Origin of the sequence: [Empedobacter] haloabium (assembly GCA_008011715.2) — a bacterium.
In the GTDB taxonomy this organism is placed as follows: domain Bacteria; phylum Pseudomonadota; class Gammaproteobacteria; order Burkholderiales; family Burkholderiaceae_D; genus Rugamonas; species Rugamonas haloabia.
The window spans coordinates 4116510-4129154 of sequence record CP136508.1 but is presented as its reverse complement, the minus strand read 5'-3'; the positions used below and the strand labels follow the sequence as shown (position 1 = coordinate 4129154).

Below are 12645 nucleotides of genomic sequence, written 5' to 3'. Positions count from 1 at the left end.
TCCGTGACCCCAGGTGACAGGCACCGAAATTGAGGTCTTCGACCTCAATTTCGGTGCCTGTCACCACGGGTTTACTGTCCGCGTCCCCTTCGGTTCACGTATACTGCCGGGGCCTTAACATTCAGGGGACCCATCTTGTCGTTCAAAAAACTCGTACTGCCAGCCGCGCTGCTGGCCGCCTGCGGTACCACCGTGGCGGACGAAGGCCAGTGGCAGCCACACCAGATGCCGCAACTGAAGGCGGAATTGAAACGCATCGGCATGCAGATTCCGGCCGAACGTGTCGCCGACCTGTCGAAACACCCGATGAGCGCCATCGTCTCTCTGGGCGGCTGCTCCGCATCGTTCGTGTCGCCGGACGGCCTCGTCGTCACCAACCATCATTGCGCCTACGGCGCCATCCAGCGCAACTCGACCGCCCAGAAGAACTACATCGTCGACGGCTTCCTGGCCAAGACGCGTGCCGAGGAACTGCCGGGCGGCCCGAACACGCTGGTCTACGTCACCGATAAGGTGGAAGACGTCAGTGCCAAGGTGCTGCAGGGCCTGGACAATGTCGGTGGCCGCGAGCGCCATGAGAAGATCGAGCGCCGCATCAAGGACCTGATCGCCGAGTGCGAGACCGACAAGATGTACCGCTGCTCGGTGCCCGCCTTCCACCGCGGCCTGGAGTACTACCGCATCCGCCAGATGATGATCCGCGACGTGCGCCTGGTCTATGCACCGGCCGACATGATCGGCAACTACGGCGGCGACGTCGACAACTACGAATGGCCGCGCCACACGGGCGACTACTCGTTCCTGCGCGCCTACGTGGGCAAGGACGGCCGCCCGGCCGAACCGTCGCCGGACAACGTGCCCTACAAGTCCAAGGACTTCCTGGTCGTCTCGGCCGAGGGCCTGAAGGCGGGCGATCCGATCCTGCTGGCCGGTTATCCAGGCCGCACCAGCCGCTACAAGCTGCCGTCGGAAGTGCGCCATGCGCAAAAGACCAGCTATCCCGCGCAGGTGGCGGAATACCAGGCCGACCTGGACACCATCGCCGCCGCCACCAAGGGCAAGCCGAACGACGAGGTGCGCTACGCGTCGGTGGTCAAGTCGATCAACAACCGCATGAAGAAGACGCAGGGCCTGCTGGACGGCTTCGCGCGCAAGGACATTGCCGCCATCAAGGACGTGCAGGATGCCGAGTTCCGCGCCTGGTACGGCAAGCAGCAGGGCGTGTCCGGCACCATGCTGGCCGAGCTGGACGCGGCGATCGCCGCCGACATGGCGCTGGAGCAGGAGCAGTTCGCCTGGAACGTGGCCACCAACAGCGACCTGTTCAAGAGCGCGCGCACGCTGGTGCGCCTGGCCCAGGAGCGCCAGAAGCCGAACGCCGAGCGCGAAGCGGGCTACCAGGACCGTGACCTGACGTTCATCAAGGCCCGCCTGACGCGCCTGGAACAATCCTACGTCGGCAGCGTCGACCAGGCCCGCTTCGTGGCCGGCCTGCAGCGCTACGCCAAGCTGGGCAACCACCCGCAGGGCCTGGACGCGCTGCTGCCGAAGGTGACGGACGTGCCGGCGCTGTACGCCAACACGAAGTTGGGCGAGACGGCCACCCGCCTGGCGCTGCTGGAGCAGGATGCGGCCACCCTGGCCAAGTCGGACGACGCCTTCATCCGCCTGGCGCTGAAGCTGAACGACATCGACCGCGCGCTGGAAAACCGTGCCAAGGAAGTCGAAGGCAACCTGGAAAAGGTGATCCCGCAGTACATGAGCGCCGTGATCGCGTGGAAGAAGTCGCAGGGCAAGCCGGTCTACCCGGACGCCAACTCGACGCTGCGCGTGACCTACGGCACGGTGGCGCCGTACTCGCCGCGTGACGGCATCAGCAAGGGCCCGTTCACGACGGTCGAAGGCATCGCCGAGAAGCATACCGGCAAGGACCCGTTCAACGCGCCGGCCAAGCTGCTCGAAGCGATCAAGGCCAAGCGCTACGGCCAGTTCAAGGACCCGGTACTGGGCACCGTGCCGGTCAACTTCCTGTCCAGCGCGGACACGACCGGCGGCAACTCCGGCTCGGCCATCGTCAACAAGCGCGGTGAGCTGATTGGCCTGAACTTCGATTCGACCTACGAGTCGATCACGAAGGACTGGTACTTCGACCGTGACATCACGCGCGCGATCCACCTGGACGCCCGCTACATGCTGTGGGTGATGAAGGAAGTCGACCATGCCGACAACCTGCTGCAGGAAATGACGATCCGCTATCCGAAGAAGTAAGCGCAACGCTCGGACAAAACCGCCGCCCGCAAGGCCGGCGGTTTTTTTTCGTCCTGGCACCATGGGCGCGCGCGTTCTGTGCCATGATAGCCGCCTCCAACCATCCAGCGCCGTCCATGCCTTCCGATTTCCCCGCCACAGCCAGCCACGATGCCAGTTCCGAAACACGCTACGGGGTGCTGTTCGAGCAGGCGCCCGTCAGCATCCAGATCCTGGCGGCGGACGGCCGCACGCTGCGGGTCAACCGGGCGTGGGAGGAACTGTGGCAGATTCGCGCGGGCAGCGCGTTGATGGCGCATGTGTTCAGCGCCGACTACAACGTCCTGACGGACCCGCAACTGCTGGCCGGCGGCATCACACCATACTTGCGGCGTGCCTTCGCCGGCGAATCGGTAGCCATCCCCGCCGTCTGCTACGACGTGGCGGCGCTGGGCGGCAACGGACCCACGCGCTGGGTCACGGCGCGCGCGCATCCGATCAAGGACGCCGCCGGCCGCGTGGTGGAAGTGATGCTGATGCACGAAGACATCACGGAACAGGTGGCCGCCGAGACGGCGCTGCGGCTGCGCGAAGAGCGCTTTCGTTCGCTGGTGATGGCCACCTCGCAAATCGTCTGGACCAATACGCCGGACGGGCGGGTGCTGGAGGATTCGCCGTCCTGGCGCGCCTTCACGGGCCAGACCTACGAGGAATGGCGCGAGTTCGGCTGGCTCGACGCGCTGCATCCGGACGACCGCGCGTCCACGGCGGCGCTGTGGCGCGATTGCGTGGCCAACCGCACCGTGTTCGAGACGCGCTACCGGCTGCGCCGCGCCGACGGCAGCTACCGCTGGACCGCGGTGAAAGGCCTGCCGATCGTCGACGCTGGCGGCGGCGTGCGCGAATGGATCGGTACCAACACCGATATCCACGACACCGTGCTGGCCCAGGCGGAGCTGCAGGAGCAGCACCGTCGCAAGGACGAGTTCCTGGCGATGCTGGCGCACGAGCTGCGCAATCCGCTGGCGCCCATTTCCGCGGCGGCGGACATGCTGCGCTCGGGCGTCGCCGAACCTGCCGCGGTGCGCCGCGCGAGCGAGGTGATCGGCCGCCAGGTGCGGCACATGACGTCGCTGGTGGACGACCTGCTGGACGTGGCGCGCGTCACGCGCGGCCTGATCCAGCTGGACAACGAGCCGGTGGCCGTGGCGGACGTGATCGCCGGAGCCGTCGAACAGGCCCGTCCGTTGATCGAGGCGCGTGCGCATGCGCTGGCCGTGACCGGGGACGCCGACGGCGCCTGGGTGCTGGGCGACCGTCACCGTCTGGTGCAGGTGCTGGTCAACCTGCTCAACAACGCGGCGAAATACACGCCGCGCGGCGGCCGCATCGCGTTGGCGGTGGTTTGCCAGCCGGCTCGCGTGACGATCGAGGTGCGTGACAACGGCATCGGGCTGGACGCGGAATTGCTGCCGCAGGTGTTCGACCTGTTCACGCAGGCCGAGCGCTCGCCGGACCGGACCCAGGGCGGCCTGGGCATCGGGCTGGCATTGGTGCGGCACATCGTCACGATGCACGGCGGCAGCGTGGCGGTGCGCAGCGACGGGCCGGGAACCGGCTGCGTGTTCACGGTGACGCTGCCCGCACAGCCAGAAGCACCGGGGACCGGCACCGGTCTCAGGGCGGGGACGCCCTGAGAGTAGTGCCGGTCCCCTTGGGTTTCCTCAGCGTGCCGCTGGCGGCGCTCGAGCAACCCTGGGGTCAGACCCGGCGGGTCTGACCCCGGCAGTCCGCTGCGGCAGCCACGGTGGCGGATGCATCGCGCCGTGTGTCTACCGTGCCGCTGGCGGCGCTCGAGGAACCCTGGACGCAGACCCGGCGGGTCTGACCCCGGCCGTCGCCTGCAACAGTTCCAGCGTCGCCTCGTCCGGCCGCCCGCCGAAGAACAGCTCGAGCGCGCGCTTGAACGGCGCATTGTCGTGCGTGGCACGGGAAAACAGCGTCATCGACGAGTGGAATTTCTGCGCATCGACGGCGCCCAGGATGGTTTCGATCGGCCGGCCAGCATGGCTGTTGACGAGTTCGGTGCACTCGTACAGGCGCTCGCCCAGCACCACGTCAGCCAGGTAGGCGCGTGCCTCGGCCAGCGAGCCGATGCCGTAGAATTCGCTCCTCTCGGAGCGGCCCAGCCCGCGCAGCTGGGGGAAGATGAACCACATCCAGTGGCTCGTCTTGCGGCCGTCGCACAGCTCGCGCAGCACCTGGCCGTACACGCTGGCCTGGGCGGAGATAAAACGGTCAAGGTCGTGGTCCATCGCTGCCTCCCTCATCAAGGGGCAACAGTCTAGCCAATTGTGGCGCCGGACGGCGCGCGGCTGCCGCCGGACCGGGCGGCGTGGCATAATCCTGCCTCTTCACCAGCGCTCCCCATGAACGAATCCCTGACCCTTTTCGGCCTCGCCACCACGCCCCTGGAGCTGCTCTCCTTCGCACTGTCCGTCGTTACCGTCTGGCTGAACATCCGCCAGAACCACTGGGCCTGGCTGTTCGCGATCCTGTCCTCGGGACTGTACGGCGCCGTGTTCTTCCAGGCCAAGCTGTATGGCGACATGGGCCTGCAGCTGGTCTTCATCACCGTTTCCATCTGGGGCTGGTACCAGTGGCTGCACGGCGACGACACGCACGAACGCCTGCCGGTCACGCAGCTGACGGCGCGCGGCAGGGCGGCCGCGGCGCTGGCCTGGCTGGCCGCTTTCGGCCTGCTGGCCTGGTTCCTGCGGTCATATACCGATACCGACGTGCCATTCGCGGACGGCTTCCTGACGGCCGGCAGCCTGGTCGGCCAGGTACTGCTGTCGCGCAAGCGGCTGGAGAACTGGCACGTGTGGATCATCGTTGACGTGCTGTACGTGGGACTGTACCTGCACAAGGGCCTGGTGCTGACGGCCGTGCTGTACGGGATGTTCGTGCTGATGGCGGTGGCGGGCCTGCGGGCCTGGCGCCGCTCGATGGGACAGGACAGCGCGGCCAGCGCCGCGATGGTGCTGAAATGAGCGTGAAATGAGCGTAACGCGGGTGGCGATCGTCGGCAGCGCCTCGTCCGGCAAGACGACCTTGGCGCAGGCGCTGGCCGAGCGGTATGGTGAACCGTGGGTGCCGGAATACCTGCGCGAGTTCGTCGAGACGCGCGCGCGCGTGCCGGCCGAACCGGATCAGCTGCGCATCGCGCAGACGCAACTGGCGCGCGAGGACCTGGCGGCGGCGCGCGCCGGGCGTTTCCTGTTCTGCGACACGACGCCCCTGATGACGCTCGTCTACAGCCGCCATTACTTCGGCCGGATCGACGCCGGACTGGCCGAACTGGCAGCCAGCCGCCGCTACGACGTCACCTTGTTGTGCGCGCCGGACATCCCGTGGGTGCCCGAAGGGCTGGTGCGCGAACTGGAGGACCAGAGCGCGGCCGTGAATGCGATCCTGGCCGAGGAGCTGGCGGCACGGGCGATTCCGCACGTGCGCATCCACGGGCCGCTGGAACAGCGGCTGCGCCAGGTGGAAGAAGTGCTGGGCCGCTGAACCAGCGGCCCGGTCTTACGCTTAGAAGTCCAGCTGGGCCGACAAGCGGTACGTCCGTTCGGCACCCGGGAACAGGTAGCCGCCCAGGTCCGGCGTGACGTCGCGCCAGTAGAACTTGTCCAGCGCATTGCGTACCTGCGCGCGCAGCACCAGCGGCATGCCGCCCACCTTGGTCGCATACGATGCGCCCAGGTTCACCACGTGGTACTTCGGCACCATCGTCCGGTTCTCCGCATCGAAGGCTTTCTTGCCGACGAACTGCCAGTCGCCGTTCACCTTCAGGCCCGGCACCTGCGCCAGCGCGTATTCGGCGAACACGGTGGAGCGCAGCGCCGGCACATTGGTGACGCGCTTGCCGTCGTAGTTCCGGCCCGTGCCTTGCTGCTCGGTGTGCAGCGCGGCCAGCGAAGCGCCGATGGACAGGTCACGGGCAGGCTTGCCCGACGCGCTCATTTCCAGGCCACGGTGACGGGCCTGGCCATTGCGCACGTAGGTGTTGCTGGCGTCGGTATATTCCAGGCCTTTCTCGATCTGGAACAGGGATGCCGCCAGGTTGAGGCCGCGCACCTGGGCCTTCACGCCCAGCTCGACCTGCTTCGACTTGCCGGGTTCGAGGGCGCGGTTCGGGTAGGTGGTGCCGATCGGGGCGATGCCGCCGTGCTCGAGGCCCTGCGCATACGACACGTAGCCGGACACGTTCTCGCGCGGGCTGAATACCAGCGCCACATTGGGCAGCCAGAAGCTGGCGTCGGTCTGCGCGTCCAGGCCGACCTCGCTGCGGCGCACTTTGGTGTAGCGCGCACCCGCGTGCAGCTTGAGCTGCTCCGTCAGGGCCACGATATCCTGGGCGAACAGCGAGCTTTCGCGGTCGACGCGGCGTTCCGACACCGGGCCGCTGCTGCCGCCGTCCGGTGCCAGGATCACGGGGCGGTAGATATTGCTGGTACCGACCGGGTTGTACAGGTAATCGCCCCAGCTCTCCTTGTTCTGGAACCAGGACAGGCCCGCCGTCAGCTCATGGCGCAGCGCGCCGGTGGCGAAGCGGCCCTGCAGCATGGCCTGCGCCGCCAGCGGCTTCTTCTTCTCGCCCAGGCTGCGGTAGTCGTACACGTCGTAGTCGCCGTTGGCGCAGAAGCCTGCCACGTTGCCGCAACCGAGCGGGAAGGCCGTATAGTCGTCGCGCTTGAAGTCATGCCGGTTGGCGCTGACGAGCGCGCGCCACTCGGGCGTGAAATCGTATTGGAAGCGCACGCCGACGTTGCTGGTCTCGGTGCGGACGGGGAAGCTCCATGGCTGGTTGTTCAGCATCGTGTCGGCGGCCACGTTCGGCAGCGCCACCCCATCGATCAGCTGGAAGCCCGGTGCCGAGACCTGCGCCTTGTTCTGGTAGTCGGCGTCGATCTGCAGCAGCGCCTGCGGCGTGATCTGCCAGTCGAACGCGCCGGAGACGAAGTTGCGGTGGCCGTCGGCGCCCTCGATATACGAGCGCAGGCGTTCGGTCGCCAGGTTGACGCGGTAGCCGAAGCGGCGGTCGGCCAGGCGGCCGCCCAGGTCGATGGTGCCCAGCACGGTACCGCGCTCGCTCACTTCCACCAGGGCCGAGCGCAGGGTCTGGTTGGTGGGGCGTTTGGTCACGTAGTTGACGATGCCGCCGGGTGCGGCCACGCCGGCCTGCAGGCCCGCCAGGCCCTTCAGCACTTCGATGCTTTCCTTGTTCTCCAGCGGGATCTGGGTGTCGCCGGAAATGGCCAGGCCGTCCTTGCGGTAGCTGCGCGCGTTGTCCAGCTTGAAGCCGCGGATCGAGAACTGCTCGGCATAGCCGACCGCGTTGTAGGCGTCGCTGATGCCGGCGTCGTAGCGCGCCGCGTCGGTGGTGGAGCGGATGTTCAGCGTCTGCATCTGCTCGCGCGTGATGACGCCGACGGAGGCGGGCGTCTGCTGCAGCGGCGTGTCGGTGAAGCCGGCCACGGCGGCGTGCGGCGCGTCGGCGCGGGCGCCCGTGATGACGACTTCGGCGACGGGGGCGTCGGTCTGCGCCAGCGCGGCGGCAGGGAAGGCCTGCGCAACGGCGAGCGCGGCGGCGGATAAAGCGATCTTGGTCTTGTACATTGTGTGCTCTTCGGTTGGTCGGCCAACGAACGGAGCACTCAAAGAGGAGGGGTGAACACGACTTTGCGCTTTCCTTCGCTGGCATTATCCAGATCAGGTACGAAGGGTATCTCTCACCCGGAACACGTGTTCCAGGACCCCTAGCGAGGGCGAAGCTTAACATATTCGCCTGCAAATTCGTGCGCCATGCTTCCGGGCGTGCCATTACACTTGAGGAAAGTATGCCGAGAGCCGACAATGCGCGTTATGCAATCAACCGACCGGAGAGCGTCATGACGCAGGAACACGTCGTCGAACCGCGCGACAACCTGAACGCCCAGGTGCTGGACATGCATCGTGGCCTGACCGCCCTGATCGACAAGCTGGGCGAGCTGGACGTGCTGAACCAGCGGGCCGAAGCCTGCACCGACCCGGAACTGAAGCTGGTGCTGTCCAGCCAGCGCGACATGGCCCGCAAGCAGGTGGCCATGCTGCTGGAATGGGCGCGGCGCCGCGACAGCAAGCTGGACAAGGCGTTGCGCGACGCGCTGTTCAAGGCCGGCCCGATCGCCGCGCAATACCGCTATGGCGAGGATGTAGAGTAATAAGGCTTTATTGCCGGAACCATCGGCACGCAGCAAGCAAGTGCGAACAGACCAATAACGCACGTTGAAAGGAGGTCGCCGCGAGGGGCGTTCTCCACCAATAAAGGGATATATGAAGTTACAGCCTTATCATGAAGGAAGCTGGTTTGCCGTACCGCTGATGAACGGCGGGTACGCGGCCGGGCTTGTCGCCCGCATGTCGCCGCAGGGCAAGATCATGCTGGCCTACCTGTTCGGCCCGAAGCGGCCGGCGATGCCGACCCTGGCCGAAGTGCAGCAGCTGACGGCACGCGACGCGCTCAAGGCCATCCGCACCGGCGACATGGCGCTGGCCAACGGCCGCTGGCCGGTGCTGGGCGATGCCGAGCGCTTCGACCGCAACGACTGGCCGGTGCCGGTCTTCATCCGCCGTTCCGACACCTTGAAGCGCGCCTGGCAGGCCACTTACGCGGACGATCCGGCCAAGCCCGAGCGGGAAGTGTCGGTGCCGTACGAAACGGAAGGGCTGGAAAGCGATTCGTTGTACGGCTACGGCTCGACCGAGCTGCTGCTGACCAAATTACTGGAGCATTGACATGATGCAGGGCGGCTGCTTCTGCGGCGCGGTGCGCTACCTGGTGACGGAAACGCCGTTCAACAGCACGCTGTGCCATTGCTCGATGTGCCGCCGCGCCACCGGCGCCCCGGCCGTGGCCTGGTTCTCCGTCAAGCGCGCCGGCCTGCGCTACACGATGGGCAAGCCGGCCACCTACCATTCCAGCCCCGGCATCTCGCGCCGCTTCTGCGCCGACTGCGGCACCCAGCTGGCGTTCGAGGACGAGCGCTGGCCCGACGAGCTGGACATCACCACCGCCAGCCTGGACGATCCGGAGCTGGTGCCGCCGGGCGACCACATCTTCATGCAGAGCCACGTGCGCTGGCTGAAGCTGGCCGATACCTTGCCGCGCTATGTGCGCACGCGCAAGGAAGGGACGTTGCAGGGCTCGGGGTCTGTCCCTGCAAGGGACTGACCCCGGTTTTATTCGGCGGCTGCCGCTCCGCCGCATTTCTGTCGGCTCCGGATGGTTTGCGATGAAAACCGGGGTCAGTCCCCTGGTCACGCCGCCAACTTTGATCCGGGCTATCGCTTAGCGGGGACAGACCCCAGCGGAGCGGCTGCTGCGGGTACCATCCGCCAAAAACTGCGTCACCTCGATCTACTGGAGCTGCCTCCCGCCCGCTCCAGCAGCAAGGTGCGCTCGCGCTCATTGCGCGTCAGCGCGGCGGCCCGTTCGAATTCCAGCCTGGCCTCGTCCAGCCGGCCCAGCTTGTGCAGCAGGTCGCCGCGCACGCTGGGCAGCAGGTGGTAGTGGCGCAGCGCGGGTTCGTCGACCAGGCTGTCCACCAGTTCCAGGCCCGCTTGCGGCCCGAACGCCATCGCCAGCGCGACCGCGCGGTTGAGCTCGACCACGGGCGATGGCGCCAGCTGGGCCAGTGCGTCGTACAGCGCGGCGATGCGGGGCCAGTCCGTGTCCGCCGCCTTGCGCGCGCGGGCGTGGCAGGCGGCGATGGCGGCCTGCAGCGCGTACGGGCCGAGCGCGCGGCCGCGCTCGCGGCACAGTGTGTCGGCCCGCTCCAGGGCCGCCAGCCCGCGCCGGATCAGCAGCTGGTCCCAGCGCGCGCGATCCTGTTCGAGCAGCAGCACCGGGGCACCCTGCGCATCGGTGCGGGCGCGCGCGCGCGAGGACTGGATTTCCATCAGCGCCACCAGGCCATGCACCTCGGGCTCGTGCGGCGCCAGACCGGCCAGGATGCGGCCCAGCCGCAGCGCCTCGTCGCACAGGGCAGGGCGCATCCAGTCGGCGCCCGCGCTGGCCGCGTAACCCTCGTTGTAGATCAGGTAGACGACCTGCAGCACGGAAGCCAGCCGCTGCACCAGTTCGTGCCCGACCGGCACCTCGAACGGCACGCGCGCCTCGGCCAGCGTGCGCTTGGCGCGCACGATGCGCTGCGCCACGGTGGGTTCGGGCACCAGGAAGGCGCGGGCGATTTCGTCGGTCGTCAGGCCGCCCAGCAGGCGCAGCGTCAGCGCGACCCGGCCCTCGGTCGGCAGCACCGGATGGCAGGCGATGAAGACCAGGCGCAGCAGGTCATCGCCGATCTTGTCTTCCACCGCCCGGTCCAGGTCGGGCGCCGCGTCCTGCAGCAGACCTTCGATCTCGTAGGTCAGCGCCGGTTCGCGCTCCTGCTCCAGCTTGCGGTGGCGCAGCCAGTCGAGCGCGCGGTGCTTGGCGGCCGTCATCAGCCACGCGGCCGGATTGTCCGGCGTGCCGGCCGTGGGCCATGTTTCCAGCGCGCTGACCAGCGCTTCCTGCGCCATCTCCTCCGCCAGGCCGACGTCGCGCAGCATGCGCGTCAGCACCGCCACGATGCGGGCCGATTCGATGCGCCACACCGCCTCGACGGCGCGGCGGACGGCGTCGCTCATGCGTGCGCGGGCAGGGCCAGTTCGCGCAGCTCGACGGTCAGGTCGGGCAGGCAGGGGAACGGATACGCCTGCACCCAGTCGATCGCTTGCTGCCGCGTGGCGGTCTGGATCAGCCAGTAGCCGGCGACCAGCTCCTTGATTTCGGTGAACGGACCGTCGATGACGGCCGGGCGCGCGGCGCCCTTCCTGAAGCGCATCCGCGCACCTTGCGCCGTGGCGCGCAGGCCTTCGCCCGCCAGCGCCACGCCGGCCTGCACGGCCGCCGCGTTGTGCGCGTTCATCCGGTCGATTACCGCCGGCGGCGGCGCGAAGTCCGCCTCGGCGGCCGCGTCCGACTTGAGCAGCACGACCCATGGTGTCAGATGCGGCACGGCGCCCGTGTCGAAGCCGGCGCATTCGCCGGGGCAGCCGGCCAGCCGTACTTCCAGCTCCACGTCGCCTTCGCCATCCGCGCGCGGCCAGGCGCGTGCCCAGTCCAGCGCCGCCTCGCGCGACGGCATGTCGATCAGCGCGAAGCCGGCCACCAGCTCGTCCTCGGGGAAAGGCCCTTCCTCGATCGACCAGGTACCGCCGCGGCAGTGCAGCCGGAAGCCGCGTGCGCTGGGATGCAACCAGCGGCCGGCCGGTACCGCACCGGCCAGCTGGGGCGATGGAAAGCCGGCGGTTTCCGAGCCCCCGCCGGCACGCCGTATCACCATGAATCGCATCCCATCCTCCTGTCGTTTGTCGGCCTCGTATCAGGCCGCGGCGACCCGCTCGCGCAGGCGCTCCTCCTGTTCGCGCAGTTCGGGTGTCAGCTCGGCGCCGAAATCCTCCGCCTCGAACACGCGGCGGATCTCGATCTCGTCGCCGTCCAGCATGGGCGCGCGCTTGACCCATTCGATGGCTTCGTCCATCGACTTTACCTGAATCAGCCAGAATCCCGCAATCAGCTCTTTCGTTTCCTGGAAGGGCCCGTCGATGACGGTGCGCTCGCCGCCGTGGAAGCGCACGCGCGCGCCGCGCGAGGAGGGGTGCAGCCCTTCGCCGGCCAGCAGCACGCCGGCGTTGACGAGTTCCTCGTTGTACTTGCCCATGGCCTCGAGCAGTTCGGTGGATGGCATCTTGCCTGCTTCCGAATCGGCGCTGGCCTTCACGATGATCATGAAACGCATGGCGCTCTCCTTATTGCTGGGTGGCGGCGGGATCGCACATCTGGTGCTTGGAGGCCTCCAGGGCTTCCTCCACGCTGACGTCGCGGATGTGGGTGGCCAGCGACCAGTCGTGGCCGAACGGATCGGTCAGCACGCCGTAGCGGTCGCCCCAGAACATGTCGGTGACGGGCATCTTGGTCTTCGCGCCCGCGTCGAGGGCGCGCTGGAACGCGGCGTCCACGTCCGGCACGTTGTAGTGCAGGGTGACAGGCGTGCCGTTCAGCGATTGCGGCCCCAGGCTGCCCCATTGCGGAAATTCGTCGCACAGCATGACGTTGGAATCGCCGATGCGGATCATCGCGTGCATCAGCTTGCCGCTGCCGTCCTGCGCCGGCATGCGCGTCAGTTCCTCGGCGCCGAACGCCTTGCGGTAGAACTCGATCGCGTCCGCCGCGTTGCGGCAGACCAGATGCGGGGTCAGCGAATGGGTGACGTTGGGCATTTTGTTGTCGTTCATCATCAGTCTCCTTTG

The 12645-nt window shown here is 67.7% G+C and carries 13 protein-coding genes and 1 riboswitch; of the genes, 7 read left to right on the top strand and 6 right to left on the bottom strand.

The features are described from left to right. Positions 1-135 precede the first annotated feature (135 nt). Both E7V67_018000 and E7V67_017995 read left to right on the top strand, forming a co-directional pair. Complete coding sequence (locus E7V67_018000) at positions 136-2268, top strand: S46 family peptidase (protein WUR11586.1); 2133 nt, start codon at positions 136-138, stop codon at positions 2266-2268. Positions 2269-2384: 116 nt separating this feature from the next. Continuing rightward, a complete protein-coding gene (locus E7V67_017995) occupies positions 2385-3944 on the top strand; it encodes a PAS domain S-box protein (GenBank protein ID WUR11585.1) in 1560 nt (519 codons plus the stop codon). Positions 3945-4079: 135 nt separating this feature from the next. Here E7V67_017995 and E7V67_017990 read toward each other — a convergent pair whose 3' ends face one another. Continuing rightward, entirely contained in the window at positions 4080-4562 is a 483-nt protein-coding gene (locus E7V67_017990) for a DUF1810 domain-containing protein (GenBank protein WUR11584.1), read from the bottom strand. A gap of 114 nt (positions 4563-4676) precedes the next feature. On the opposite strand from E7V67_017990, the gene pnuC reads away from it, so the two are divergent. Beyond that, entirely contained in the window at positions 4677-5300 is a 624-nt protein-coding gene (pnuC, locus tag E7V67_017985; protein ID WUR11583.1) for a nicotinamide riboside transporter PnuC, read from the top strand. 7 nt (positions 5301-5307) lie between these two features. Then, positions 5308-5820 carry an ATP-binding protein gene (locus E7V67_017980; protein ID WUR11582.1) on the top strand — a complete coding sequence of 171 codons (513 nt, stop codon included), beginning with the start codon at positions 5308-5310 and terminating at the stop codon, positions 5818-5820. A 21-nt stretch (positions 5821-5841) separates the two neighbouring features. Here the strand turns inward: E7V67_017980 and E7V67_017975 are convergent, their stop codons facing one another. Further along, positions 5842-7929 (bottom strand): TonB-dependent siderophore receptor, encoded by a 2088-nt coding sequence (locus E7V67_017975; GenBank protein WUR11581.1) that lies wholly within the window; start codon positions 7927-7929, stop codon positions 5842-5844. 53 nt (positions 7930-7982) lie between these two features. Continuing rightward, positions 7983-8081: riboswitch (TPP riboswitch) on the bottom strand. Positions 8082-8201: 120 nt separating this feature from the next. Here E7V67_017975 and E7V67_017970 point away from each other — a divergent pair. The 3 genes from E7V67_017970 to E7V67_017960 all read left to right on the top strand — a co-directional run bounded on the left by E7V67_017970 (position 8202) and on the right by E7V67_017960 (position 9523). Then, positions 8202-8513 carry a hypothetical protein gene (locus E7V67_017970; protein WUR11580.1) on the top strand — a complete coding sequence of 104 codons (312 nt, stop codon included), beginning with the start codon at positions 8202-8204 and terminating at the stop codon, positions 8511-8513. 112 nt (positions 8514-8625) lie between these two features. Beyond that, the gene (locus E7V67_017965; GenBank protein ID WUR11579.1) at positions 8626-9087 is read left to right on the top strand and encodes an Imm26 family immunity protein; all 462 of its coding nucleotides are present in this window, start codon (positions 8626-8628) and stop codon (positions 9085-9087) included. A 1-nt stretch (position 9088) separates the two neighbouring features. Beyond that, the gene (locus E7V67_017960) at positions 9089-9523 is read left to right on the top strand and encodes a GFA family protein (GenBank protein WUR11578.1); all 435 of its coding nucleotides are present in this window, start codon (positions 9089-9091) and stop codon (positions 9521-9523) included. A gap of 176 nt (positions 9524-9699) precedes the next feature. Here E7V67_017960 and E7V67_017955 read toward each other — a convergent pair whose 3' ends face one another. From E7V67_017955 to E7V67_017940, 4 genes are read right to left on the bottom strand one after another with little or no spacing between them, the layout of a single operon-like run. Then, positions 9700-10980 (bottom strand): RNA polymerase sigma factor, encoded by a 1281-nt coding sequence (locus tag E7V67_017955; protein WUR11577.1) that lies wholly within the window; start codon positions 10978-10980, stop codon positions 9700-9702. Further along, complete coding sequence (locus E7V67_017950) at positions 10977-11687, bottom strand: YciI family protein (protein ID WUR11576.1); 711 nt, start codon at positions 11685-11687, stop codon at positions 10977-10979. The genes E7V67_017955 and E7V67_017950 overlap by 4 nt, the downstream gene beginning before the upstream one ends. Before the next feature lie 30 nt (positions 11688-11717). Then, positions 11718-12134, bottom strand: coding sequence for a YciI family protein (locus tag E7V67_017945; GenBank protein ID WUR11575.1), 417 nt, complete (start codon positions 12132-12134; stop codon positions 11718-11720). A gap of 10 nt (positions 12135-12144) precedes the next feature. Next, positions 12145-12630 (bottom strand): VOC family protein, encoded by a 486-nt coding sequence (locus E7V67_017940; protein WUR11574.1) that lies wholly within the window; start codon positions 12628-12630, stop codon positions 12145-12147. Positions 12631-12645 lie beyond the last annotated feature (15 nt).

Excerpts from the sequence above, each read along its gene's own strand:
- E7V67_017980 (WUR11582.1), top strand. The coding sequence starts at position 5,308 with ATGAGCGTAACGCGGGTGGCGATCGTCGGCAGCGCCTCGTCCGGCAAG.
- pnuC (WUR11583.1), top strand. The coding sequence starts at position 4,677 with ATGAACGAATCCCTGACCCTTTTCGGCCTCGCCACCACGCCCCTGGAG.
- E7V67_017950 (WUR11576.1), bottom strand. The coding sequence starts at position 11,687 with ATGCGATTCATGGTGATACGGCGTGCCGGCGGGGGCTCGGAAACCGCC.
- E7V67_017965 (WUR11579.1), top strand. The coding sequence starts at position 8,626 with ATGAAGTTACAGCCTTATCATGAAGGAAGCTGGTTTGCCGTACCGCTG.
- E7V67_017975 (WUR11581.1), bottom strand. The coding sequence starts at position 7,929 with ATGTACAAGACCAAGATCGCTTTATCCGCCGCCGCGCTCGCCGTTGCG.
- E7V67_017940 (WUR11574.1), bottom strand. The coding sequence starts at position 12,630 with ATGAACGACAACAAAATGCCCAACGTCACCCATTCGCTGACCCCGCAT.
- E7V67_017990 (WUR11584.1), bottom strand. The coding sequence starts at position 4,562 with ATGGACCACGACCTTGACCGTTTTATCTCCGCCCAGGCCAGCGTGTAC.
- E7V67_017970 (WUR11580.1), top strand. The coding sequence starts at position 8,202 with ATGACGCAGGAACACGTCGTCGAACCGCGCGACAACCTGAACGCCCAG.
- E7V67_017995 (WUR11585.1), top strand. The coding sequence starts at position 2,385 with ATGCCTTCCGATTTCCCCGCCACAGCCAGCCACGATGCCAGTTCCGAA.
- E7V67_017945 (WUR11575.1), bottom strand. The coding sequence starts at position 12,134 with ATGCGTTTCATGATCATCGTGAAGGCCAGCGCCGATTCGGAAGCAGGC.
- E7V67_017960 (WUR11578.1), top strand. The coding sequence starts at position 9,089 with ATGATGCAGGGCGGCTGCTTCTGCGGCGCGGTGCGCTACCTGGTGACG.
- E7V67_017955 (WUR11577.1), bottom strand. The coding sequence starts at position 10,980 with ATGAGCGACGCCGTCCGCCGCGCCGTCGAGGCGGTGTGGCGCATCGAA.